Raw genomic sequence first — 22,637 nt, forward strand, 5'->3', positions numbered from 1 at the left:
TCGCCGCCCCGCCCCCGGCCGCCGCCTCCCGCCACGTGGTACTGGCCAGTTACCTGCTGATGCTCGCGGGGCTGATGCTCGTGATGTGGCAGCACCTGCTGCCGGGGCTGCTGTGCGTGTGCATCGGCTTCCTGGTCGCACGCTGGTTCGCCCGGCTGCTGGGCGGCTGGCTGTCGCGCCTGAAGCCCCTGCGTTCCGCCGCCGGCAGCCTGGCCCGGGTGGTGGCGGTCACGCTGGTGCTGCTGGGCCCGATCGGCCTGGTCACGCTGGGGTTCTCGCAGGCGCGCGAGTACGTGCTCGATGCGCCCGACCAGTACCGCGAACTGCTCGACTACACGGCCCGCACGGTGCTCGAGCTGCGCTCCAAGCTGCCACCCGACATCGCCGTCTACCTGCCCGAGGGCGCGGCCGAGGTGCAGCGCATCGTCGCCAACTACCTGCGCACGCAGGCCGGCTCGCTCGCCATGGCCGGGCGCGCCTGGCTGGGCGGGCTGCTGTTCGCCTACGTGGGCCTGATCATCGGCGCGCTGGCCGCCGTGGCGCCGGCGCCTGCCCAGCGCCGGCCGCTGGCGCAGCAGATGTTCCTGCGCATCACCACCTTCGGCGAGGCCTTCGGCCAGATCGTCGCGGCGCAGTTCTGGATCGCCGCCTTCAACACGCTGCTGACCGCGATCTTCCTGCTGTTCCTGATGCCGCTGTGGGGCCTCGAGCTGCCCTACACGCCCGCGCTGATCACACTGACCTTCGTGGCCGGGCTGGTGCCGATCGTGGGCAACCTGGTCTGCAACTCGGTGATCACGCTGGTGGCGCTGTCGGTGTCGCCAGTCACGGCCGCGGCCTGCCTGGGCTTCCTGATCCTGATCCACAAGGCCGAGTACGTGATCAACGCCAAGGTGGTCGGCGCGCGCACGCAGATGCGCGTGTGGGAGCTGCTGTCGGTGATGTTCGTGGCCGAAGCGGTGTTCGGCCCCGCCGGGCTGGTGGCGGCGCCGCTGTACTACGCGTACCTGAAAAAGGAACTGCACGCAGGCGGCCTGGTCTAGCGACCGGGCAATGTCCTGATCTGATCGATTCCGGTCCGCTTCGGCGCGGACGAAGCGCTGGCGGCGTCCAAGAATAGGCGGCATCATCCACTTTGCCTTGCCCGCCACCGCCATGACCACCTGTCTGATTGTGATCGATGCCCAGGAATCGTTCCGCCACCGCCCCTACTGGAACGCCGCCCTGCTCGCGCCTTACCTCGAGGCCCAGAACGCGCTGATCGCCGGCGCCGTGGCGGCCGGACTGCCGGTCGTGCGTGTTTTCCACGTCGATCCGCCGCAGGTTGCGTCCAACCCCTTCGCGGTCGAATCGGGCCATGTGCGCCCGATCGACGGCCTCGCGCCCTTCGAGGCGGCCGCCACCTTCACGAAGCACCGCCACAGCGCGCTGGTCAACAGCGGGCTCGATGTGTGGCTCACGCAGCACGGCATCCGCCGCCTGATCGTGAGCGGCATCCGCACCGAGCAGTGCTGCGAAACCACCACGCGCCACGCCTCGGACCTGGGCTGGGAGGTCGACTACGTGACCGACGCCACCCTCACCTTCGACATGGTGCAGCCCGACGGCCGGCTGCTGTCGGCCGCCGACATCAAGGCGCGCACGGCGACCGTGCTGGACGGGCGCTTCGCCACGGTCTGCAGCGTGGCGCAGGCGTTGGCGCGTGCCACGGAAGGCGCGACCGCATGAGCGCCGCGCCGGGCCGCCCCAAGCAAGCTCGCACCGAAGTGCGAAGCACGGAGGTATTTCAATGACCCCGCTGCGCGTGCGCATCCTGGCCTACGACGGCGTCGAGGCGCTCGATTTCGCCGGCCCCTTCGAGGTCTTCACCACCGCCGCCCGCGTCCACCAGCGCCTGCAGCCGGGTGCGCCCGCGCCGTTCGAGGTCGCCTCGGTCGCCCACACCCGCACCGGGGAACCGGTGCAGGCGCGCGCCGGCCTGCGGCTGCTCGCCGACCACACGCTGGCCGATGCCGCCGCCACCGCCGACGTGCTGGTCGTCCCCGGCGGCCTGGTCGATGCGCCGATGGCGAGCCCCGACACCCTGCGCTGGATCGCCCGCTGCGCGGCCGGCGCACAGCTCGTCGCCTCGGTTTGCACCGGCGTCTTCCTGCTGGCGCAAAGCGGCGTCGTGACGCGCGAGGCGGTCACCACGCACAGGGAAGACCTCGCCGACCTGCGCGCCCAATTCCCACAGCTCGACGTGCGCGACGGCGTGCGCTGGGTCGACACCGGCCGCATCGTCAGCTCGGCCGGCATCAGCGCGGGCATCGACATGAGCCTGCACCTGGTCGAACGCCTGGCCGGACGCGACCTGGCCGAGCGCACCGCGCGCCAGATGGACTACGCATGGACCCGCAACGAGCCCCTGTCCGCGTAGTCTTCGTGCTCCTGCCCGACAGCCTGGTGCTTGACTGGGCCGGGCCGGCCGAGGCGCTGCGCATCGCCAACCAGCGGCTGCGCGCGGCGGGCCAGCCCGAGCGCTTCATCATCGAATTCGCGGGGCCGCGGCCCAGCATGAGGGGCTCGGTCGGCGTCGCGCTGTCGGGGCTGTCGCCATTGCCGACGCAGTGGGACGGCCCGGGCTGGGTGGTGCTGGTCGGCCTGCCGGGCGACACCATCGCGACCGACACCCCCGAGGCGCAGGACCTGCTGCACTGGCTGCGCGGCCAGCGCTTCACGCGCGGCGGCGTCGAGCTGGTCACGGTCTGCGCGGGCGCGCTGCTCGCGGCGCATGCGGGCGCGCTCACGGGGCGGCGCGTCACCACGCACCACCATCACCTGGACGAGCTGCGCGCCGTGGAGCCGCGCTGCGAGGTGGTGAGCAACCGCGTGTTCGTGATCGACCCGCCGGTCTACAGCAGCGCGGGCGTCACGACGGGCATCGACCTGATGCTGCACCGCATCGCCGACACCTGCGGCGAGGCGCTGGCGGCCCAGGTGGCGCAGGCGATGGTGGTGGCGCTGCGGCGCGGCCCGCACGACCCGGAGCTGTCGCCCTTTCTCGCCTACCGCAACCACCTGCACGCGGCGCTGCACCGGGTGCAGGACGCGGTCAGCGAACAACCGCAGGCCGACTGGAGCGTGCCGCGCATGGCCGAGGTCGCCCACACCTCGGCGCGGCACCTGACGCGCCTGTTCGTCGAGCACGCGGGCGTGGCGCCGCTGGCCTATCTGCGCCGGCTGCGGCTGGCGGCCGCGCAACTGGCGCTGGCCTCGGGTGCCAGCGTGACGCGGGCGGCGGAGCTGTCGGGCTTCGGCTCGGACACGCAACTGCGCCGCGCGTGGCACCAGTTCGGGTTGCCGGGCTCGCCCTCCGCGGGCACATCGGCGCCCGTCCGCTAAGGCTTGTCGCCGCAGGCCTCGGCGCGCGCCCGCAGCAGCGCCTGCTCGCGCGTGTTGCGCGTGAGCGCGGCCGCGCGCTGGAACTCCCGCCGCGCCTCGTCGCGACGGCCCAGCTTGAAGAGCAGGTCGCCGCGCACGGTCGGCAGCAGGTGGTAGCCCTTCAGCGCGGGCTCGTCCTGCAGCGCATCGACAACCTCCAGCCCGGCCGCCGGCCCGAAGGCCATCGACAGCGCGACCGCGCGGTTCAGCTCGACGATGGGCGACGGCGACAGCGCGGCCAACGCGTCGTACAGCGCCGCGATGCGGGCCCAGTCGGTCTCGCCCGCGGTGCGCGCGCGGGCGTGGCAGGCGGCGATGGCGGCCTGCAGCGCGTAGGGGCCGAGCGCGCCGCCCAGCGCTTCGGCGCGCGCCAGCGCCGCCAGGCCGCGGCGGATCAGCATCGGGTCCCAGCGCGCGCGGTTCTGGTCGAGCAGCAGCACCGGTTCGCCCGAGGCGCCCACGCGCGCGGCGGTGCGCGAGGCCTGGATTTCCATCAGCGCGACCAGCCCGTGCACCTCGGCTTCGCCGGGCACCAGCTCGGCCACGATGCGGCCCAGGCGCAGCGCTTCGTCGCACAGCGCGGGGCGCATCCAGTCGTCGCCGGCGGTGGCCGAGTAGCCCTCGTTGAAGATCAGGTAGAGCACCTCGAGCACCGAGGCCAGCCGGGCTTCGAGCTCGTGGCGGCGCGGCACCTCGAAGGGCACGCGCGCCTCGGCCAGCGTGCGCTTGGCACGCACGATGCGCTGCGCCACGGTGGCCTCGGGCACGAGAAAGGCGCGCGCGATCTCGTCGGTCGTCAGGCCGCCCATCAGCCGCAAGGTGAGCGCCACGCGCGCCTCGGTCGAGAGCACCGGGTGGCAGGCGGTGAACACCAGGCGCAGCAGGTCGTCGCCGATGTCGTCGTCGAGCGCCGCATCCACCGCCTGCGCGAAATCGGCCTGGGCCATGGCGTGCAGCGCATCGAGCTCGCGGCCGATCTCGGGCGCCTTGCGCTCGGCCAGCTGCACGTGGCGCAGGCGGTCGAGGGCGCGGTGCTTGGCCACCTGCGTGAGCCAGGCGGCGGGGTTGTCGGGCACGCCGTCGACGGGCCACTGCTCGAGCGCGGCCACCAGCGCGTCCTGCGCCAGCTCTTCGGCCAGGCCCACGTCGCGCACCTTGCGCGCGAGCGCGGCGATGATCTTCGCGGACTCGATGCGCCAGACCGCCTCGATGGCGCGATGGATGGCGGCGGTGTCCTGTCCGCGGCTCATGCGGCCTCGCTGCGGCCCGGCGAGCCGGATAGCATGCGGCCATGACACCACGCCTCGTCTTGTGGAGCCTGGGTTTCGCGTTCGGCCTCGCCTGCGGGGGCGTCCGGGCGGACGACCTCGCCGTGGAACGCAACAGCCTGGGCATGGCCTTCGTGCGATTGCCGGCCGGCGAGTTCCTCATGGGCAGCGACGAGGCGCCCGAGGCGCTGGCGCGCGACTACCCCCAGCTGCCCAAGGAACGCTTCACCCAGTTGGCCGACGAAGGGCCGGTGCACAAGGTGCGCATCACGCGGGCGTTCTGGATGGGCCGGCATGAGGTGACGATGGGCCAGTTCCGGCGCTTCCTCGAGGCCTCGGGCCACGTGCCCGAATCGGTGGCCGACGGCACCGGCGGCTACGGCTGGCGCGCCGACTACGACCCCGCCACCACGCGGCGCGGCGACGCCTTCGAAGGCCGTGACCCGCGCTACTCGTGGCGCAACCCGGGCTTCGCGCAGGGCGACGACCACCCGGTCGTCAACGTGAGCTGGAACGACGCGCAGGCGCTGGCCGCCTGGCTGAGCCAGACGGAGGGCCGGCGCTACCGCCTGCCGACCGAGGCCGAGTGGGAGTACGCCTGCCGCGCAGGCACGCGCACGCGCTACAGCACGGGTGACGATCCGGCCACGCTGCTGCGCGGGGCCAACGTGTTCGACACGCGCAGCGCCGCCCATTGGCCGCGCTGGCGCGCGATGGCGCTCGCGGGCGACGACGGTTTTGCCTTCACCGCCCCGGTCGGCAGCTTCGCGCCGAACGCCTGGGGCCTCTACGACATGCACGGCAATGCGTGGGAGTGGGTGGCCGACTGGCATGGCGACGAATACTACGCGCGCTCACCGGTCGACGACCCCCAGGGCCCCGCCACGGGCACCGTGCGGGTGCGCCGCGGGGGCTCCTGGCACACCTGGGCTTTCTATGCCCGCTCGTCGTACCGCAACTGGAATGCGCCGGACACACGCTACACGCTGGTGGGCATCCGGCTGGTGCGAGAAGACTAGGGCCCGCTTACTTCTTCAGGGTCTGCTGCATCGACGTGAACTCGCTCGCCACGTCCTGCACCTCGGGCGAGAAATCTTCGAGTTCCTGCACCTGTCGGATCTCGATGACCTCGTTCTCGCTGCCCGGGCAGCGGCTCGCCCATTCGATGGCCTCGGCGCGCGAGGCGACATCGATCAGCCAGTAGCCGCCCAGCACTTCCTTGGCCTCGGCGAAGGGGCCGTCGACCACCTTCGGCTTGCCGCCCGGAAAGCTCACGCGCGCGCCCATCGACGGCGGGTGCAGGCCCTCGCAACCGATCAGCACGCCGGCCTTCTGCAAGGACTCGTTGAAGGCCATCATCGACCCCACGCGTTCGACGTCGTCGGGCACCGTGCCGGGCGCGGCGTTTTCGTAGCCGTGGGGAATCATCAGCAGCATGAATCGCATGATCGTTTCTCCTTCGAGGAATGGATGAAGTTCAGCGGCCGGCCTTGGCAGCCGACTCGGCGCGCAGGCGGTCTTCCTGGGCCAGCAGCTCGGGCGTCATGGCCTCGCCGAAATCGGTGGCCTCGAAGACCTGGCGGATCTCGATCTCGCCTTCCTGGAACGGGCTGCGCTTGATCCACTCGATGGCTTCTTCCTTCGACTTGACCTGCAGCAGCCAGAAGCCCGCCAGCAGTTCCTTCGTCTCGGTGAAGGGGCCGTCGATGACGGTGCGCTTCTTGCCTTCGCAGCGCACGCGCGCGCCCTTGGACGACGGGTGCAGCCCCTCGCCCGCCAGCAGCACGCCGGCCTTGACCAGTTCTTCGTTGAACCGGCCCATCTCGGTGAGGAGCTCGGTGCTCGGCATCACGCCGGCTTCGGAATCGGGGCTCGCCTTGACCAGAACCATGAATCGCATGTCGTTTCTCCTGAAAGTGGGTGGGGATCGGGAGACGCCGGAATCTGCGTGCTCCTGTTCACACGTCGCGCGAGCGGGCCACGGATCGACACGGCCGCATCGATCTGCTTGTAATTTTGTGTTTCAGAGATAGCCGCAGAACCGCAGCACGTGGCCGTCGGGTTCGCGGATCGCGAATTCGCGCAGGCCCCAGGGCTGGGACGTGGGCGGCTCGATGATGGTCACGCCGCGCTTCACATAGGCGGCATGCAGGCCGTCGATGTCCTTGCCGACGTGGATCACGATTTCGCCGCGCCAGGGCCGGGCCTCGCGGCTGCCGCATTGCCACAGGCGCAGGTACACCGGGTCGCCATAGCTGCGGTCGCCCTTCATCACGCGGGCGTAGCTGGGCGGCTCGCCGGCGATGAAGTCGATCTCGAAACCCAGCACCTCGGAAAACCAGCGCGCGGCGCGCGAGACGTCGGACACCGGCAGCACCGGCTGCACGCCGTGGAATTCGTGCAGCGTGCCCAGGTCGGGCGCCGCGCTCACGCCGGTGCGGGTGTCGGTCATGGGCGTTATGGCTGTCGTGGCTGGTCAGTTGGCCAGGCGCCGCAGCAGCGCCACGCGCTCGGCGATCGCGTCGATGTCGAGCGCGTCTTCGGCGTTGGCGAGGTAGGTTTCGAGGTCGCGCACGGCCAGCGCCGCATGGCCCTGCTCGGCATGCGCCACGCCGCGGTCGCGGTGCTCGCCCCAGGCGGTGGGCAAGAGGGCAATGAGGCGGTTCTGCACCGCGATGTAGCGCGGCCAGTCTTCCTGCGCGTGGTGCACTTCCTTCAGGTTGCGCAGCATGCGCGCGATGATCTCGCGCGGGCTCGCGGGCTGCAGGTACAGGCCCAGCGGCACGTCGAACTCGCCGACCAGCCCGTTGCCGCGCTTGTAGGGTTCGAGCCGCTCGCCCAGCTCTTCGCGCGAGAGCGACTTGCCGGTGAACGGATCGATCACGACCTGCCCCTTGGGCAGCGTGACCTTGACCATGAAATGCCCCGGGAAGCTGATGCCGCGCGTCTGCAGGCCCAGGCCCTGGGCCAGTTCCATCCACAGCACGGCCAGCGAGATCGGAATGCCGCGGCGGGTGCGCAGCACGGCGTTCAGGTAGCTGTTGTCGGGGTCGTAGTAGTCGTTGACGTTGCCGCCGAAATTCAGGTCGCTGAAGAAGAACTGGTTCAGCGCGCGCAGCCGGGCCAGCGGCGCGGCGTCGGCCGGCAGGCGGCGCTTGAGGCGCGCGAGCAGCTGGTCGACGTCGCCCAGCACCTGCTGCACGTCGAGTTCGGGGTATTCGTCCTGCGCGATGCTGGCGGCCGCTTCGAGCAGCGGAAAGTGGTCATCGCTGCCGACCAGCGACTCGAAATATTCCAGTGCCGTGGGAACCTGGTAGCTGAACGTCATATGGCTTTGTAGAGGAGCCCGCAGGGAGCGTCAAGGCAGTGTTTTCCGGCTCGCCAACGGCGCTTCAGCGGCGCATGAAACTGCGCAGGCGCACGCCCGCGGCGGTGAGCACGGCGAAATAGAGCAGCGCGGCGCCGGCGATGAGCGCAGCCAGCAGGCCGATGCGGTGCAGGCGCTGCGCGCGCAGGCCGACCCAGTCGAAATAATGCGCGCCCCAGGCCAGCAGGGCCGCCAGCACCACGGTGCCCAACAGCACCTGCAGCGCGAACTTGCCCCAGCCGGGCTCGGGGGTGTAGCTGCCGCGGCGGATCAGGCCGATCAGCAGCCACAGCGCGTTGACCAGCGCCCCGATGCCGATGGTCAGCGTCAGCGCCGCGTGCTGCAGCAGCGGCACCAGGAAGAAGTTGAGCACCTGCGTGAACACCAGCACCGTCACGGCGATCAGCATGGGGGTGCGCGTGTCGTGCTTGGCGTAGTAGCCGGGCGCGAGCACCTTGACGGCCACGAGGCCGACCAGCCCCACGCCGTAGCCCATGAGCGCCACGGTGGTGCGGCCCACGTCCTCGCCGGTGTAGGCGCCGTTGTGGAACAGCACCGCCACGAGCGGTTTGGCGAACAGCAGCAGCGCCACGGCGCACGGCGCCGCCAGCAGCACCACGAGGCGCAGGCCCCAGTCAAGCAGCGAGGAGTAGCGCGCGTCGTCCTTGGCGGCGCGGGCGCCCGCGAGCTGCGGCATCAGCACCACGCCCAGCGCCACGCCGAGCATGGCGGTGGGGAATTCCATCAGCCGGTCGGCGTTGGTGACCCAGGTCACGCTGCCGGTGGCCAGGTGCGAGGCGATCTGCGTGTTGATGAGCAGCGAGATCTGCGCCACGCTCACGCCCAGCAGCGCCGGCAGCATGAGCTTCATGACCTTGCGGGTGGTCGGATCGGTCCACGCGGCGCGCAGCGCCTTGAAACTGGCGCCGATGCGCGGCATGAGCCCCAGCGCGCGCAGCGCCGGGATCTGCAGGGCCAGCTGCAGCACGCCGCCGACCATCACGCCCACGCACTGGGCGTAGATCGGCTCGATGCCATAGCGGCGAAACAGCGGCGCGCCGATGGAGATCGACAGGATCAGCGCAATGTTGAGCAGCACCGGCGACGCCGCCGGCACGGCGAACTTGCGCCAGGTGTTGAGGATGCCGCCCGCCAGCGCCACCAGCGACATGAAGCCGATGTAGGGGAACATCCAGCGCGTCATGACCACGGCGGCGTCGAAGCCCTGCAGGCCGCTGGCCATGGCCCAGACCAGCAGCGGCGCGCCGGCCACGCCGGCCACGCACAGCACCACCAGGGCCCAGGTCAGCAGCGTGGCGACGTGGTCGACCAGCTCCCGGGCGCCCTCCTGCCCCGCCTCGGTCTTGCGCGCGGCCAGCACCGGCACGAAGGCCTGGCTGAAGGCGCCCTCGCCGAACACGCGGCGAAACAGGTTGGGGATGCGAAAGGCGACGTTGAAGGCGTCGGTGAGCGCGCTGACGCCGAACACCGAGGCAAAGAGCACGTCGCGCACGAGGCCCGTGATCCGCGAAGCGAGGGTCAGCAGGGAGACGGTGGAGGCGGATTTGAACAGGGACACGGGGGCGAGTGTAGGGCTGCGAAAGGTGGCAAAAGCGGGCAATTCGGCAAAAACCGGAACCCGGCCTATAATGGAGGGCTTTGCTGCATCATCCTCAGACACCTAAGGAACACTAAATATGGCATCCGCCAAGCCCAAGAAGAAGAACCCGCGCCTCGCGTCGGGCCGCAAGCGCGTCCGCCAGGACGTCAAGCTCAACGCTGCGAACACCTCGCTGCGCTCCAAATACCGTACCGCTGTCAAGAACGTCGAAAAGGCTGTTCTGGCTGGCGACAAGACCAAGGCAAGCGAACTGTTCGCGAAGGCCCAGAGCATCGTCGACACCGTCGCCGACAAGGGCATCTTCCACAAGAACAAGGCCGCCCGCGACAAGAGCCGCCTGTCGGCCAAGGTCAAGGCCCTCGCCCTCGCGCCTGAAAAGGCCGCCGCCTGACACCTGTCAGGCAAGCCCGGACCGGAATCCTCCGGTCCGCCGTTTGATCGGGGTGCGCTGCAGCAAGCAAAAGTGAAAAACCGCCTTCGGGCGGTTTTTTCATGGGCGCTCGAAAAGCATCCAGGCGCGAGCAACCCACGCAGCCCCAAAAAAAAGACCTGGAAGTCAGGTCTTTTTGGGAGGGGGCGGCGTATCCGCCGGGTCGGGCACCAGGCAGGCCTCGGCCACCTGGAGGTTGTTGTCTTTGGCGAAGTTCACGCAGAAGTCCCAGGCCATGGGCTCGGCGTCGCGCAGGGCGCGGTTCACCACCACGCATTTCACGCCGTTGATGGTCGTGGGAATGCACCAGGGCGAGTAGCTCAGGTGGCTGCCCGGGTAGGCGCCGCCGGGGCGGAAGGAGCACATGACGCCGGCGAGGCGTTCGGCCCAGTCGCTGGGGCGAAAAGTGCGGCCATCGTGGGTGATGCCCTGGATGAAGATTTCTTTGGCGTTGGGGGAAATCATCGTGAAGTGAGGCGACCGGAACAGGTGCTGCGGTGCAGCAAGCGATTGTATCCGGGGCCCTTTTTGCATCCTGAATGGGGGGCATTGCTGTGATGCGGAATCCTCAACGAAGCCGTCAAATCGCACGCCTAGAATTCGTGCTCCCTATCTGGAGTACCGAATGAGCGCCACCGCCCAGCAACCCACCTCGCCCCACGTCATGAACACCTACGGTCGCCTGCCGATCGCGCTGTCGCACGGCCAGGGCTGCCGAGTCTGGGACACCACGGGCAAGGCCTACCTCGACGGCCTGGGCGGCATCGCCGTCAACACGCTGGGCCACAACCACCCCGAGCTGGTGCCCGCCCTGCAGGACCAGCTGACCAAGCTGATCCACAGCTCCAACTACTACCACGTGACCGGCCAGGAACAACTCGCCACCAAGCTCACCGAGCTGTCGGGCCTGACCAACGCCTTCTTCTGCTGTACCGGCCTGGAAGCCAACGAAGCCGCCCTGAAGCTGGCCCGCAAGTACGGCCACGACAAGGGCATCGAGCGCCCCGAGATCGTCGTCTACGAAGCCGCCTTCCACGGCCGCAGCATCGCCACGCTGTCGGCCACCGGCAACCCCAAGGTGCAGGCCGGTTTCGGCCCGCTGGTCGAGGGCTTCATCCGCGTGCCGCTGAACGACATCGAGGCGCTGAAGAAGGCCACCGAAGGCAACCCGAACGTGGTCGCCGTGTTCTTCGAAACCATCCAGGGCGAAGGCGGCATCAACCCGATGCGCGTCGACTACCTCAAGCAAGTGCGCGCGCTGTGCGACGAGCGCGACTGGCTCATGATGATCGACGAAGTGCAGTGCGGCATGGGCCGCACCGGCAAGTGGTTCGCCCACCAGTGGGCGGGCATCAAGCCCGACGTGATGCCGCTGGCCAAGGGCCTGGGCTCGGGCGTGCCGATCGGCGCCGTCGTGGCCGGCCCCAAGGCCGCCAACATCTTCGGCCCGGGCAACCACGGCACCACCTTCGGCGGCAACCCGCTGGCCATGCGCGCCGGTGTGGAAACCATCCGCATCATGGAAGAGCACAAGCTGCTCGAGAATGCCGCCACCGTCGGCGCCCACCTGAAGGCTGCGCTGGAGCGCGAGATCGGCAGCCTGCCCGGCGTGAAGGAGATCCGCGGCCAGGGCCTGATGCTGGGCATCGAGCTCGACCGGCCCTGCGGCGCGATCCTGAACCGCGCCTGCGACGCCGGCCTGCTGCTGAGCGTGACGGCCGACAAGGTGATCCGCCTCGTGCCGCCGCTCATCCTGAGCATTGCCGAAGCCGACGAGATCGTCGCGATCCTCGCGCCGATCGTCAAAACCTTCCTCTCGGAGCCCGTTGCGCAATGACGACCGCCGCCGCACCGAACGCCCTGCGCCACTACCTGCAGTTCTCGGACCTCACGGCCGACGAGTACGTCTACCTCTTCGATCGCATGGCGATCATCAAGAAGAAGTTCAAGACGTACGAAAAGCACCAGCCGCTGGTCGACCGCACGCTGGCCATGATCTTCGAGAAGGCCAGCACGCGCACCCGCGTGAGCTTCGAGGCCGGCATGTACCAGCTCGGCGGCAGCGTGGTGCACCTGACCACGGGCGACAGCCAGCTGGGCCGCGCCGAGCCCATCGAGGACAGCGCCAAGGTCATCAGCCGCATGGTCGACCTGGTGATGATCCGCACCTACGAGCAGACCAAGATCGATGCCTTCGCCGCGCACTCGCGCGTGCCCGTCATCAACGGCCTGACCAACGAGTTCCACCCCTGCCAGATCCTGGCGGACATCTTCACCTACATCGAGCACCGCGGCTCGATCCAGGGCAAGACGGTGGCGTGGGTCGGCGACGGCAACAACATGGCCAACACCTGGCTGCAAGCCGCCGAAATCCTCGGCTTCACGGTGCACGTGAGCACGCCCAGCGGCTACGAGGTCGACCAGTCGATCGCCGGCATCCGTTCGGGCGACAGCTACAAGGTCTTCCAGGACCCGATGGAAGCCTGCCGCGGCGCCGACCTCGTCACCACCGACGTGTGGACCAGCATGGGCTACGAGGCCGAGAACGAGGCGCGCCGCAAGGCCTTCGCCGACTGGTGCGTCGACGAGGACATGATGCGCATCGCCCAGACCGACGCCCTCTTCATGCACTGCCTGCCCGCGCACCGCGGCGAGGAAGTGCAGGCCGAGGTCATCGACGGCCCGCAGTCGGTCGTGTGGGACGAGGCCGAGAACCGCCTGCACGCGCAGAAGGCGCTGATGGAGTTCCTGCTGCTCGGCAGGCTCTGACATCGAGCCACTGAACCAACGGAGCGCCGCATGGAGCTGATGAACCGCTACCTGCCGCGCTACCAGTTCGCGGAGACGCACAGCCTCCACGTGCCCGCATCGCCCGCGCGCGTGCTCGACGTGGCGGCCCGCCCCGAGATCACCGACGACCCCGTGGCGCGCAGCCTGATCGCGCTGCGCGAACTGCCGAACCGCCTGGCCAGCCGGCTCGGGCTGGCCGCCCCCACGCTGCGCCAGCGCGAGGCTTTCGGCTTTGCCGACTTCACGCCGCTGGGGCGCGACGGCGAACGCGAACTGGCCTTCGGCCTGGCCGGCCGCTTCTGGCGCTTCGACTACGGCCTGGTCCCGCTGGCCGACGGCCCGGCCTTCGCCGCGCTCGACGCCACGGGCCTGGCCAAGCTGGTGCTTCACTTCACGGCCGAGCCCGAAGGCACGGGCACACGCCTCACCACGCGCACCCGGGTCTGGTGCGGCGATGCCGCCGCGCAGCGCCGCTTCACCGCCTACTGGCTGCTGATCCGTCCCGCGAGCGGGCTGATCCGTCGCCGCATGCTGCAGCGCGTGCGTGACGCCGCGCTGCTCGCCCCATGAATCCCTGCCAGACCTGCGGCGCCTGCTGCGCCAGCTACCGCGTCGACTTCAGCGTGCACGAGCTCGACGACCATGGCGGCCGCGTGCCCTCGGGCCTGGCGGTCGACGTGAACGACGCCCTGTGCCGCATGCGCGGCACCGACCACACGCCGCCGCGTTGCGCCGCGCTCACCGGCAAGATCGGCCAATCGGTGGCTTGCGGCATCTACGAATGGCGGCCCAACCCCTGCCACGAGCTGCAGGCCGGCAGCGACGCCTGCCAGCGCGCGCGCCTGCGGCATGGGCTGGCGATGCTGTCCGACGAACTGCACTGACGGTTCAGGCCACAGGCACCGGGAGGCCGCCCAACTGCCCCTTGAACTCCTGCAGCGAGAAATGCGTCTGCACGTGGCGCACGCCCGGCAGGCGGTGCAGCTTGCGCTGCAGCAGGTCGGAATACGCGTCGAGGTCCTTCGCGACCACCACGAGGATGAAATCCGCCGGCCCCGAGATGCCGTGGAACATCACCACCTCGGGAATCGCGCACACCGCGTCCTCGAAGGCGCGCGACGAGATCTCGGTCTGGTGGTCGATGCCGACCATCACGAAGGCCAGCACGCCAAAGCCCAGCGCGCGCCGGTTCAGGCCCGCGTGGTAGCCGCCGATCACGCCGTCGTCTTCCAGCTTCTTCACCCGGCGCCAGCACGGCGACTGCGACAGGTGCGCCATCTGCGCCAGCTCGCCCGAGGTCAGGCGGGCGTTGTCCTGAAGCGCGCGCAGCAGCTGGAGGTCGGTTCGGTCGAGGTCGGCTTGCATGATTTGTTCTCCAATTCCCGTTGATTGAATAGATTATTCAATCTTTCGACGATTGATGGATAACTTCTCGACGCAAGGCAGTCACTGCGCATAGCATTCGGCACCCGCCGGCCCCTTGTGGAGCGACTCCAACCGGCCCACACTGCCCTTTTATTCCTTCGCCCTGCCGCCCGCCATGACCGCCCCGCTCCGACTCTGGGACATCTCCGCCCCCGTGCACGCCGGCAGCCCGGTGTTCCCGGGCGACACGCCGTATTCGCAGCAGTGGTGCGCCACCATCGGCCCCGGCTGCCCCGTCAACGTGAGCGCAATCACGCTGTCGCCGCACGTGGGCACCCATGCCGACGCGCCGCTGCACTACGCCCCCGAGGGCCAGACCATCGGCCAGGTCGACCTCACGCCCTTCCTCGGCCCCTGCCGCGTGATCCACGCGATCGGCCGCGGCCCGCTGGTCACCTGGGAGCACATCGCGCATGCCGTGAACGACACGCTGCCCCCGCGCGTGCTCGTGCGCACCTACCCGGCCATGCCCGTCGACCGCTGGGACCCGCAGCTCGCGGCCTATGCGCCCGCCACCGTCGAACGCCTGGCGGCCATGGGCGTGAAGCTCATTGGCATCGACACCGCCAGCATCGACCCGGCTGACAGCAAGACGCTCGACAGCCACCAGCGCATCCGCCACCTCGACCTGCGCGTGCTCGAGAACCTCGTGCTCGACGACGTGCCCGAGGGCGACTACGAACTCATCGCGCTGCCGCTCAAGCTGACGAGCGCCGATGCCTCCCCCGTGCGCGCCGTGCTGCGCGAACTTCCCCGCTGAAACCCCTCCCTTCCATGACGACGACCCTCGCCGACTGCCGCGCCCTCGACGCGCAAGACCCGCTGCGCGCCCTGCGCGACCAATTCACCCTCCCCGAGGGCGTGCTCTACCTCGACGGCAACTCGCTCGGCGTGCTGCCCAAGGCCGCGCCCGCGCGCATCGCCGACGTGGTGGCCAAGGAATGGGGCGAAGGCCTCATCCGCTCCTGGAACACCGCGAGCTGGTTCGACCTGCCGCAGCGCCTGGGCGACAAGGTGGCCCGGCTGATCGGCGCGGCGCCGGGCGAAGTGGTGTGCACCGACAGCACCTCCGTCAATCTCTACAAGGTGCTGTTCGCGGCGCTCTCGCAGCAGAAGGCGAGCGGCCGCAAGCTGGTGGTGAGCGAGCGCAGCAACTTCCCCACCGACCTGTACATCGCCGAATCGCTGTGCCGTGAACGCGGCTTCACGCTGAAGCTCATCGACGCGAGCGAATTGCCCACTGCGCTGACCGACGAAGTCGCCGTGCTCATGCTCACGCACGTCAACTACCGCACCGGTGCCATGCACGACATGAAGGCCGTCACCGCCGCCGCGCACGCCGCGGGCGCGCTCACCGTGTGGGACCTGGCGCACAGCGCGGGCGCCGTGCCCGTGGCGCTCAACGACAGCAACGCCGACTACGCGATCGGCTGCGGCTACAAGTACCTCAACGGCGGCCCCGGCGCGCCGGCCTTCGCCTGGGTGAACACGAAGCACGCAGGCCAGTTCGAGCAGCCGCTGTCGGGCTGGTGGGGCCACGCGGCGCCCTTCGAGTTCACGCCGCACTACCGCCCCGCGCCAGGCGTCGGCCGCTACCTGTGCGGCACGCAACCGGTCATCGCGCTGGCCGGCCTCGAGTGCGGGCTCGACACCGTGCTGGCCGCCGAAGCCTTCAACGGCACCGGCGGTGCGATGGCCGCGCTGCGCACCAAGTCGCTCGCACTCACCGACCTGTTCATCCGCCTGGTCGAAGAACGCTGCGCCGGCCAGGGCCTGTCACTCGTCACGCCGCGCGACCACGCACTGCGCGGCTCGCAGGTGTGCCTCAGCCGCGAGGAAGGCGCCTACGCCATCGTGCAGGCGCTGATCGCGCGCGGCGTGATCGGCGACTACCGCGCCGGCGATTCGCAGATGCCCGACATCCTGCGCTTCGGCTTCACGCCGCTGTATGTCGGCTTCGAGGACGTGTGGCACTCGGTCGAACACCTCGTGCAGGTGCTCGAGACCGGCGAGTGGCGACGCGCCGAATTCAACCGCAAGAACGCAGTGACATGAGCACCGACAACGACAACAACAAGACCCCCGAGTCGATCGTCCACGAAGAGAAGGCGCAGCTGGACTTCAGCAAGTCCATGAGCTACGGCGACTACCTGCACCTCGACGAGATCCTGAACGCGCAGCACCCGCTGTCACCCGCGCACGACGAGATGCTGTTCATCGTGCAGCACCAGACCAGCGAACTCTGGATGAAGCTCATGCTGCACGAGCTGCACGCCGCCGTGCGCTGCATCGCGCAGGAGCAGCTGCCCGACGCCTTCAAGATGCTCGCGCGCGTGAGCCGCATCATGGAACAGCTGGTGAGCGCGTGGACCGTGCTCTCGACCATGACGCCGCCCGAATACACGGCGATGCGCCCCTACCTCGCCAACTCCAGCGGCTTCCAGAGCGCGCAGTACCGCTGCATCGAGTTCCTGCTCGGCAACAAGAACGCCGCCATGCTCAAGCCCCACGCGCACCGCGCCGACCTGCTCGCGCAGGTGGACGCGGCCTACCGCGCGCCCTCGCTGTACGACGAGTCGCTGCGCCTGCTCGCACGCCACGGCCTGCCCGTGCCCGCCGACCGCCTGGAGCGAGACTGGACCCAGCCCTACGAATCGAGCGACGGCGTCGAGGCCGCCTGGCTCACGGTCTACCGCAACCCGCACGACCACTGGGACCTGTACCAGCTCGGCGAAAAACTCACCGACCTCGAAGACGCCTTCCGCCTCTGGCGCTTCCGCCACGTGACCACTGTCGAACGCGTGATCGGCTTCAAGCGCGGCACCGGCGGCACGGGCGGTGTGAGCTACCTGCGCAAGATGCTCGACGTGGTGCTGTTCCCCGAGATCTGGAAGCTGCGCACCGATCTGTAGTGCGTCATGCCGGGGCTTGCAGCAGCCCCGGGCGAACGAGGGTTGCTCCCTCGGCGCAAAGCGCTACATTTTGGAGAACACGGAGGCCGCTGCCATGAACAACAACACCTCGTTCTCTGCCGAAGAGCTCTCCACCCTGCGCGAACATGGCGTCGTGCTGTTCGCCGACCGCGTGATCTTCGACGCGCAACCGCCGATGCCGCAGCAGCAGATCGATGCGGTGCAGGCGCTGTGCGCCGGCCCGTTGCCCGAGGCGCTGGTCGCGCTGTGGCAGCACACGGCAGGCGGGCGCCTCGACTACGACCTCGCGTTGCCGATGAACGGCAACGTCGAGAGCGTCAGCTGGTCGGAGCTGTTCTGGGACGGCAGCGACGGCTACCGCGACCTGCAGGGCTGGATCGAACATGAGCAGGAACTCGCCGAGGAAGCGGCCGAAGACAGCGGCACGCCCTGGAGCGGCAAGCTCACGCACCTGCCCTTCGGCGGCTTCGAGTACTGCGACCGCGTCTACGCGGTGGTCGAGCCCGGTGCCACGCACGGCCAGGTCATCGCGTGGAAGCAGGGCCTGCCGCCGGCCTGGACCCACGCGCTGCACGAAGACGGCCTGAGCCCTGTCGCGGCCGACCTGTACGGCGCCTTCGCGGCGCTGCATCTCGATGAAGACCCGCTGGCGCCGACGGGCGACTACTTCTCGGGGCAGGCGCTGCTCGCCTACCTCGACGACCGCCACGAAGGCTACGGGCTGGACCTCGACCTGATGGACAAGCTGGTCACCTTCTATTGCCGCGCCATCGTCGACTGGCGCACGCCGCTGGCAGACGGCACGCTGCGCCATCACCCGGCGCTCGCACGCGCGGCACTGCGCCACGCGATTGCCACCGACGACGCTGCGCTGGTCGCCGAACTTGCCGCCGCAGGCCTGAACTTCGAAGGGCCGCATGAAGGCAGTGCACTCGCCACCGACGTGGCCGTGGGACACAGCGCCTTCGCCGCCGCAGCCGCGCTGGTGCGCGCAGGCGCGCCGGTGGCATCCGACGTGCTGCGCAACATCGACGGTCAGATCTCGCCCGAACTCACGAGCGCCCTGCTGGACAACGGCGCCGAGCCGACCGTGGCGGCCATCGTGAAATGCGCGGCCTGCGGTGCGCCCGCCAGCGCGCATCTGATCGCCGACGCCTGCGCGCAGATCGGCATCGACGTGCCGCCGGCCTTCGTGGCGGATCGCGATGCGATGCTGGTCGAGCTGGAAACCACGCTCGCGCAGATGCGCGATGGGACGCAGGGGCATTACCTGGGGCAGGAAGGTCTCGCGGAGCGCATCGAGCATCTGCAGACGTTCCGGCTCTGATTCTTTCAGGGCGACGCTCACGCCGACGGGGCACCTTGCTCCGCGAATGTCCCCCGGCCTGCGGCCTCCTCCTTGATTTCGCTGCGCAAGGCACTGCATCGGCGAGCAGTGCGGCTGTTGATCGGCTACACACCAGCGCGGCGTCCCGTGCCCAGGACACTGGGTGCTTCCCGCAGCGAAATCAAGGAGGAGGGGCGAAGCCCCGGGGGACATTCGCGGAGGGAAGTACCCGGTGGCCTGGGCACGCGCCCTGGATCAGCCGCCGTACAACCAGGGCTGATCGAGCAGCCGGGAGCCCAGCAAGCGCATCGCCATGTCGCGCCCGAAGCGCACCGCACCCGTGGCATGAAAGATCTCGCCATTGCGACGCGCCCGCGCCTGCACTTGCGCGTTGCGTTCCCAGCGCGCCTCGGCATAGCGTGCAAACGCAGCCGGCACACCCAGCGCCGAGGTATCACCCAAGGCATCCGCCAACGCGACCGCATCTTCGATCGCCATGCCAGCGCCTTGCGCGAGGTACGGCACCATCGGATGCGCAGCATCGCCCACCAGCGCGACGCGCTCATGCGCCATGTCGCCAGGACCAGCCACGGGCGCGCGATCGCTCAGCGTCCACGCGCGCCAACTCGGCATCGCATCGAGCAATGACTGAAGATTCGCACAGCTGCGCCCCATCGCCTGCTTCAGCGCGACAAGGCTGCTGGCCTGATCCCAATCGCGCGCATCGCCCGCAGGTGCAGATTCGGCAATCACGACGACGTTGAGCGCATCCCCCGCGCGCACCGGGTACGCGACCGCATGCAAACGCGGCCCGAGCCACACATCCACGCGCGAACGACGCAGCGCCGCAGGCAGATCGGCCTGACGCACCAGCGCACGCCACGCCGTGTGCCCGGTCACGCGCGGCGGCGCTTCGGCGGATTCGGATTCGAGCTGCGCGCGCACCAGGCTCCACAGGCCGTCGGCCCCCACCAGCGCCTCGCCCTCCCACGCACGCGCGTCGGTGCTCGAGACGCAGACCAGGTCGTCGCTGGTCTCGACCTGCCGGATGCGCGCGGCCGTGACTAGCGAGCCCGTGCCCTGCGCGCGCACGGCATCGAGCAGCAGCGTGTGCAGGTCTGCGCGGTGCACGCAGCAGTACGGCGCGCCGTAGCGCTGCTGCATGGCATCGCCCAACGGCATGCGGGCCAGTTCGGCGCCGCTGCCGGCGCTGTGGACCACCAGCGCTTCGGGGCGCGCCGCGATGGCCGCGAGGCCGCGGCCGAGGTCGAGTTGTTGAAGGCGGCGGGTGGCGTTGGGGCCGAGCTGCACGCCGGCGCCGATTTCGCCGAAGTCGGCGGCCTGTTCGAAGACGTCGGCGCGGTGGTGGGCACGGGACAGCGCCAGCGCCGTGGCCAGCCCTCCGATCCCGCCCCCGGCGACGAGGATGTGCGCGGGCATCGGACTCAGCGTCCGGTGCTGGGCGTGGTGGAAGTCAGCGCGGGGCTGCTGTGGCTGTCGGCCGGGTCGGCGCCAGCGGGTTTCTTGGGGGCACAGCTGCCGCAGCTGTCGCACGAGCCGCAGCCCGAGGTCTTGGCCAGCGAGGCGGCAAGCTGATCGGCGCGGGCCTGATCGATGAGGCCCGCGCGCTGCGTGCCGGCCGCGAACTTGCGCGCGGCGCCACGGCGCCAGCCGGCAGGCATCCAGCGCCAGACCGCGTAGAGCGCGGCGGCCGCGACGATCAATCCGACGATCAGTTGCTGTGTCATGTCTTCTTCAACCCTTTCCCTGTGGTTTTACCCCGCGCCGAAAGCGAGTGCAATGCGATAGGTCAAGAAGCATGCCACGTATGCCAGGGCGAATAAGTAGCCCGCCATGATCCACACGTATTTCCAGGAGCCGGTTTCGCGCTTGACGGCCGCCAGCGTCGAGATGCACTGCGGCGCGAACACGTACCAGACCAGCAGCGACAGCGCGGTCGCCAGCGACCAGCTGCCGGCGATGAGCGGCTCCAGCGCGCTGGCCACGTCGTCGCCGGTGGCCGAGAGCGCGTACACCGTGCCCAGCGCGCCCACCGCGACTTCGCGTGCGGCCATGCCCGGCACCAGCGCGATGGAGATCTGCCAGTTGAAGCCGATGGGCGCGAAGATGTGTTCCAGCCCGCGGCCGATCATGCCGGCCAGGCTGTACTGGATGGCGGGGCCGGTCGCGCCTTCGGGCGGCGACGGGAAGGTCGACAAAAACCACAGCAGGATCGTCAGCGTGAGGATGATCGTGCCCACGCGCTGGATGAAGATCCATGCCCGCTCGTAGAGCCCCAGCGCCAGGTTGCGCAGGTTCGGCCAGCGGTAGGCCGGCAGCTCCATCAGCAGCGGCGAGTGCCGCGTGCTGTCGCGAAAGCGCTTCATCACCCAGGCCACCGCCATCGCCGAGACGATGCCGAACACATACAGCGCGAACAGCACCACGCCCTGCAGGTTGAAGATGCCGCCCACGTCGCGCGCCGGAATGAAGGCCGCGATGAGCAGCGCATACACCGGCAGCCGCGCCGAACAGGTCATGAGCGGCGCGATCATGATGGTCGTGATGCGGTCGCGCCAGTTGCTGATGGTGCGCGTGGCCATCACGCCCGGAATGGCGCAGGCGAAGCTCGACAGCAGCGGAATGAACGAGCGGCCCGACAGGCCCACGGTGCCCATCAGGCGGTCGAGCAGGAAGGCCGCGCGCGGCAGGTAGCCGGAGTCTTCGAGCGCGAGGATGAACAGGAACAGGATCAGGATCTGCGGCAGGAACACGATCACGCCGCCCACGCCCGCGATCACGCCGTCGACCAGCAGGCTCTGCAGCATGCCTTCGGGCATGTGCGTCTTGATCAGGTTGCCCAGCCCCTCGGTGCCGGCCTTGATGGCGTCCATCGGCACGTTGGCCCAGCTGAACACGGCCTGGAACATCAGGAACATGGTGACCGCCAGCACCAGCATGCCCCACACCGGGTGCATCACGACGCGGTCGATGCGGTCGCTGGTGTCCAGGCTGCCCACGGGCTCCTTCACGGCCAGGCCGAGGATGCGGCGCACCTCGCGCTGCGTGGCGAGCACGTCGTCCAGCCCGGGCGCCTTCCAGGGCTGGGGCGCCGCGGCGGCGACCGGTGCGTCGAGCGCCTCGAGCAGGTTCTTCGCGCCGCCGGTGTGCACGCCCACGGTCTCGATCACCGGCACACCGAGTTCGCGCGAGAGCACGGCGGTGTCGACCGCGATGCCCTGCTTCCTGGCCATGTCGGTCATGTTGAGCGCCACCACCATCGGCAGGCCGAGCTGGCGCGCTTCGAGCACCAGCCGCAGGTTCAGGCGCAGGTTGGTGGCGTCGGTCACGCACACGAGCAGGTCGGGCAGCGCTTCCTGCGCCTGGCCGGTGACGATGTCGCGCGTGACGGCTTCGTCGGCGCTCAGGGCATTCAGGCTGTAGGCGCCCGGCAGGTCGAGCACGAACACACGGCGGCCGGTGGGCGTGCGAAGCGTGCCTTCCTTGCGCTCGACGGTCACGCCGGCGTAGTTGGCCACCTTCTGGCGGCTGCCGGTCAGCAGGTTGAAGAGCGCGGTCTTGCCGCAGTTGGGGTTGCCCAGCAGCGCGATGCGCGCGGGCTGCGCGGTGGCACCGAGACGGCCCGGCCCCTGGATGACGGCTTCAACCATGGTTCGCGGCCCCCGGCGTGACGTGGATCAGCGCGGCCTCGTGGCGGCGCAGCGCGAAGGTGGTGTGGCCCAGGCGCACGGCCAGCGGCTCGCGGCCCGGGGTGCCGGTGGCGACGATGCGCACGGCCTCGCCCGGCACGAAGCCGATTTCGGTCAGGCGCAGCACCAGCTCGCGGTCGTCCGCGCTGTCGGGGCGGGCCACGTCGAGCACGGTGGCCCACTGATGGGACGGAAGCTGGTCGAGGCTCAGCGCGGTGGTGGTCGGCGCTGCGCCGAGGTCGTTGTTTCGCACGGTGGAGGTGCGCCCCCCGGAAACCCCGGGGCACGCCAGTAAGCAAAAGCCAGATGCTAGCAATTCTCACTCGCGAAAACCTGACCAACC

The 22,637-nt window shown here is 69.6% G+C and carries 26 protein-coding genes; 14 read left to right on the top strand and 12 right to left on the bottom strand.

The genetic code is table 11. The annotated features are described in order from the left end of the window. From AC07Y4_RS24750 to AC07Y4_RS24765, 4 genes are all read left to right on the top strand, one after another. Positions 1-1,043, top strand: a 1,043-nt coding sequence (locus AC07Y4_RS24750; RefSeq protein ID WP_495266772.1) for an AI-2E family transporter, incomplete at its 5' end; no start/stop codon positions are given. Positions 1,044-1,155: 112 nt separating this feature from the next. Beyond that, positions 1,156-1,728 carry an isochorismatase family protein gene (locus AC07Y4_RS24755; RefSeq protein WP_495275230.1) on the top strand — a complete coding sequence of 191 codons (573 nt, stop codon included), beginning with the start codon at positions 1,156-1,158 and terminating at the stop codon, positions 1,726-1,728. A 61-nt stretch (positions 1,729-1,789) separates the two neighbouring features. After that, positions 1,790-2,419 carry a DJ-1/PfpI family protein gene (locus tag AC07Y4_RS24760; protein WP_495275231.1) on the top strand — a complete coding sequence of 210 codons (630 nt, stop codon included), beginning with the start codon at positions 1,790-1,792 and terminating at the stop codon, positions 2,417-2,419. Then, the gene (locus AC07Y4_RS24765; protein WP_495275232.1) at positions 2,389-3,384 is read left to right on the top strand and encodes a GlxA family transcriptional regulator; all 996 of its coding nucleotides are present in this window, start codon (positions 2,389-2,391) and stop codon (positions 3,382-3,384) included. Before AC07Y4_RS24760 ends, AC07Y4_RS24765 begins: the two co-directional genes overlap by 31 nt. Here the strand turns inward: AC07Y4_RS24765 and AC07Y4_RS24770 are convergent. Beyond that, positions 3,381-4,673: an RNA polymerase sigma factor gene (locus AC07Y4_RS24770; protein ID WP_495275233.1), complete on the bottom strand. Its 1,293-nt coding sequence runs from the start codon at positions 4,671-4,673 to the stop codon at positions 3,381-3,383. The two genes, AC07Y4_RS24765 and AC07Y4_RS24770, sit on opposite strands and share 4 nt — an antisense overlap. Before the next feature lie 143 nt (positions 4,674-4,816). Between AC07Y4_RS24770 and AC07Y4_RS24775 the strand changes: the two genes are divergently transcribed. Then, the gene (locus tag AC07Y4_RS24775; protein ID WP_495275249.1) at positions 4,817-5,710 is read left to right on the top strand and encodes a formylglycine-generating enzyme family protein; all 894 of its coding nucleotides are present in this window, start codon (positions 4,817-4,819) and stop codon (positions 5,708-5,710) included. 7 nt (positions 5,711-5,717) lie between these two features. On the opposite strand, the gene AC07Y4_RS24780 is transcribed toward AC07Y4_RS24775, so the two are convergent. The 5 genes from AC07Y4_RS24780 to murJ form a co-directional block, all read right to left on the bottom strand. After that, on the bottom strand, positions 5,718-6,137 hold the full coding sequence (locus AC07Y4_RS24780) for a YciI family protein (RefSeq protein WP_495260982.1): 420 nt from the start codon (positions 6,135-6,137) through the stop codon (positions 5,718-5,720). Between the two features lie 31 nt (positions 6,138-6,168). Further along, positions 6,169-6,591, bottom strand: a complete 423-nt coding sequence (locus AC07Y4_RS24785) for a YciI family protein (protein ID WP_307694766.1) — start codon at positions 6,589-6,591, stop codon at positions 6,169-6,171. 123 nt (positions 6,592-6,714) lie between these two features. Further along, positions 6,715-7,143, bottom strand: a complete 429-nt coding sequence (locus tag AC07Y4_RS24790) for a bleomycin resistance protein (protein ID WP_056571928.1) — start codon at positions 7,141-7,143, stop codon at positions 6,715-6,717. Between the two features lie 24 nt (positions 7,144-7,167). Further along, a complete protein-coding gene (locus AC07Y4_RS24795) occupies positions 7,168-8,019 on the bottom strand; it encodes a SirB1 family protein (RefSeq protein ID WP_062477211.1) in 852 nt (283 codons plus the stop codon). Positions 8,020-8,083: 64 nt separating this feature from the next. Continuing rightward, a complete protein-coding gene (murJ, locus tag AC07Y4_RS24800) occupies positions 8,084-9,637 on the bottom strand; it encodes a murein biosynthesis integral membrane protein MurJ (protein ID WP_495275234.1) in 1,554 nt (517 codons plus the stop codon). A gap of 118 nt (positions 9,638-9,755) precedes the next feature. Here murJ and rpsT point away from each other — a divergent pair, with 118 nt between their 5' ends. Next, positions 9,756-10,070 (top strand): 30S ribosomal protein S20, encoded by a 315-nt coding sequence (rpsT, locus tag AC07Y4_RS24805; protein WP_056571937.1) that lies wholly within the window; start codon positions 9,756-9,758, stop codon positions 10,068-10,070. Positions 10,071-10,235: 165 nt separating this feature from the next. Here rpsT and AC07Y4_RS24810 read toward each other — a convergent pair whose 3' ends face one another. Continuing rightward, complete coding sequence (locus AC07Y4_RS24810) at positions 10,236-10,574, bottom strand: DUF3579 domain-containing protein (RefSeq protein WP_062477206.1); 339 nt, start codon at positions 10,572-10,574, stop codon at positions 10,236-10,238. A 160-nt stretch (positions 10,575-10,734) separates the two neighbouring features. Here AC07Y4_RS24810 and AC07Y4_RS24815 point away from each other — a divergent pair, with 160 nt between their 5' ends. Genes AC07Y4_RS24815 through AC07Y4_RS24830 form a run of 4 tightly spaced genes read left to right on the top strand, consistent with a single transcriptional unit; the run spans position 10,735 to position 13,783 of the window. Continuing rightward, positions 10,735-11,946 carry an aspartate aminotransferase family protein gene (locus AC07Y4_RS24815; protein WP_492684589.1) on the top strand — a complete coding sequence of 404 codons (1,212 nt, stop codon included), beginning with the start codon at positions 10,735-10,737 and terminating at the stop codon, positions 11,944-11,946. Continuing rightward, on the top strand, positions 11,943-12,878 hold the full coding sequence (gene argF / locus AC07Y4_RS24820) for an ornithine carbamoyltransferase (protein ID WP_139706507.1): 936 nt from the start codon (positions 11,943-11,945) through the stop codon (positions 12,876-12,878). The genes AC07Y4_RS24815 and argF overlap by 4 nt, the downstream gene beginning before the upstream one ends. 30 nt (positions 12,879-12,908) lie before the next feature. Next, on the top strand, positions 12,909-13,469 hold the full coding sequence (locus tag AC07Y4_RS24825; RefSeq protein ID WP_369646124.1) for a hypothetical protein: 561 nt from the start codon (positions 12,909-12,911) through the stop codon (positions 13,467-13,469). Further along, a complete protein-coding gene (locus tag AC07Y4_RS24830) occupies positions 13,466-13,783 on the top strand; it encodes a YkgJ family cysteine cluster protein (protein ID WP_495275235.1) in 318 nt (105 codons plus the stop codon). The genes AC07Y4_RS24825 and AC07Y4_RS24830 overlap by 4 nt, the downstream gene beginning before the upstream one ends. Positions 13,784-13,787: 4 nt before the next feature. Here AC07Y4_RS24830 and AC07Y4_RS24835 read toward each other — a convergent pair whose 3' ends face one another. After that, a complete protein-coding gene (locus AC07Y4_RS24835) occupies positions 13,788-14,264 on the bottom strand; it encodes an Lrp/AsnC family transcriptional regulator (protein ID WP_062477192.1) in 477 nt (158 codons plus the stop codon). Between the two features lie 175 nt (positions 14,265-14,439). Here AC07Y4_RS24835 and kynB point away from each other — a divergent pair, with 175 nt between their 5' ends. The 4 genes from kynB to AC07Y4_RS24855 all read left to right on the top strand — a co-directional run bounded on the left by kynB (position 14,440) and on the right by AC07Y4_RS24855 (position 18,584). Further along, positions 14,440-15,084, top strand: a complete 645-nt coding sequence (gene kynB, locus AC07Y4_RS24840) for an arylformamidase (RefSeq protein ID WP_159273237.1) — start codon at positions 14,440-14,442, stop codon at positions 15,082-15,084. 14 nt (positions 15,085-15,098) lie between these two features. Then, positions 15,099-16,379 (top strand): kynureninase, encoded by a 1,281-nt coding sequence (gene kynU / locus AC07Y4_RS24845; protein WP_495275236.1) that lies wholly within the window; start codon positions 15,099-15,101, stop codon positions 16,377-16,379. Then, complete coding sequence (kynA, locus tag AC07Y4_RS24850) at positions 16,376-17,236, top strand: tryptophan 2,3-dioxygenase (RefSeq protein ID WP_369646120.1); 861 nt, start codon at positions 16,376-16,378, stop codon at positions 17,234-17,236. Before kynU ends, kynA begins: the two co-directional genes overlap by 4 nt. Positions 17,237-17,330: 94 nt before the next feature. Further along, on the top strand, positions 17,331-18,584 hold the full coding sequence (locus AC07Y4_RS24855; protein ID WP_495275237.1) for an SMI1/KNR4 family protein: 1,254 nt from the start codon (positions 17,331-17,333) through the stop codon (positions 18,582-18,584). A gap of 255 nt (positions 18,585-18,839) precedes the next feature. Here AC07Y4_RS24855 and AC07Y4_RS24860 read toward each other — a convergent pair whose 3' ends face one another. From AC07Y4_RS24860 to AC07Y4_RS24875, 4 genes are read right to left on the bottom strand one after another with little or no spacing between them, the layout of a single operon-like run. Beyond that, on the bottom strand, positions 18,840-20,024 hold the full coding sequence (locus AC07Y4_RS24860) for an FAD-dependent monooxygenase (RefSeq protein WP_495275238.1): 1,185 nt from the start codon (positions 20,022-20,024) through the stop codon (positions 18,840-18,842). 5 nt (positions 20,025-20,029) lie between these two features. After that, entirely contained in the window at positions 20,030-20,332 is a 303-nt protein-coding gene (locus AC07Y4_RS24865; protein WP_062477175.1) for a DUF6587 family protein, read from the bottom strand. A gap of 27 nt (positions 20,333-20,359) precedes the next feature. Beyond that, entirely contained in the window at positions 20,360-22,255 is a 1,896-nt protein-coding gene (feoB, locus tag AC07Y4_RS24870) for a ferrous iron transporter B (RefSeq protein WP_495275239.1), read from the bottom strand. Continuing rightward, positions 22,248-22,547 (bottom strand): FeoA family protein, encoded by a 300-nt coding sequence (locus AC07Y4_RS24875; RefSeq protein WP_070062301.1) that lies wholly within the window; start codon positions 22,545-22,547, stop codon positions 22,248-22,250. Before AC07Y4_RS24875 ends, feoB begins: the two co-directional genes overlap by 8 nt. Positions 22,548-22,637: the final 90 nt, after the last annotated feature.

This window comes from Variovorax sp. GW460-12-1-14-LB1 (assembly GCF_059423605.1).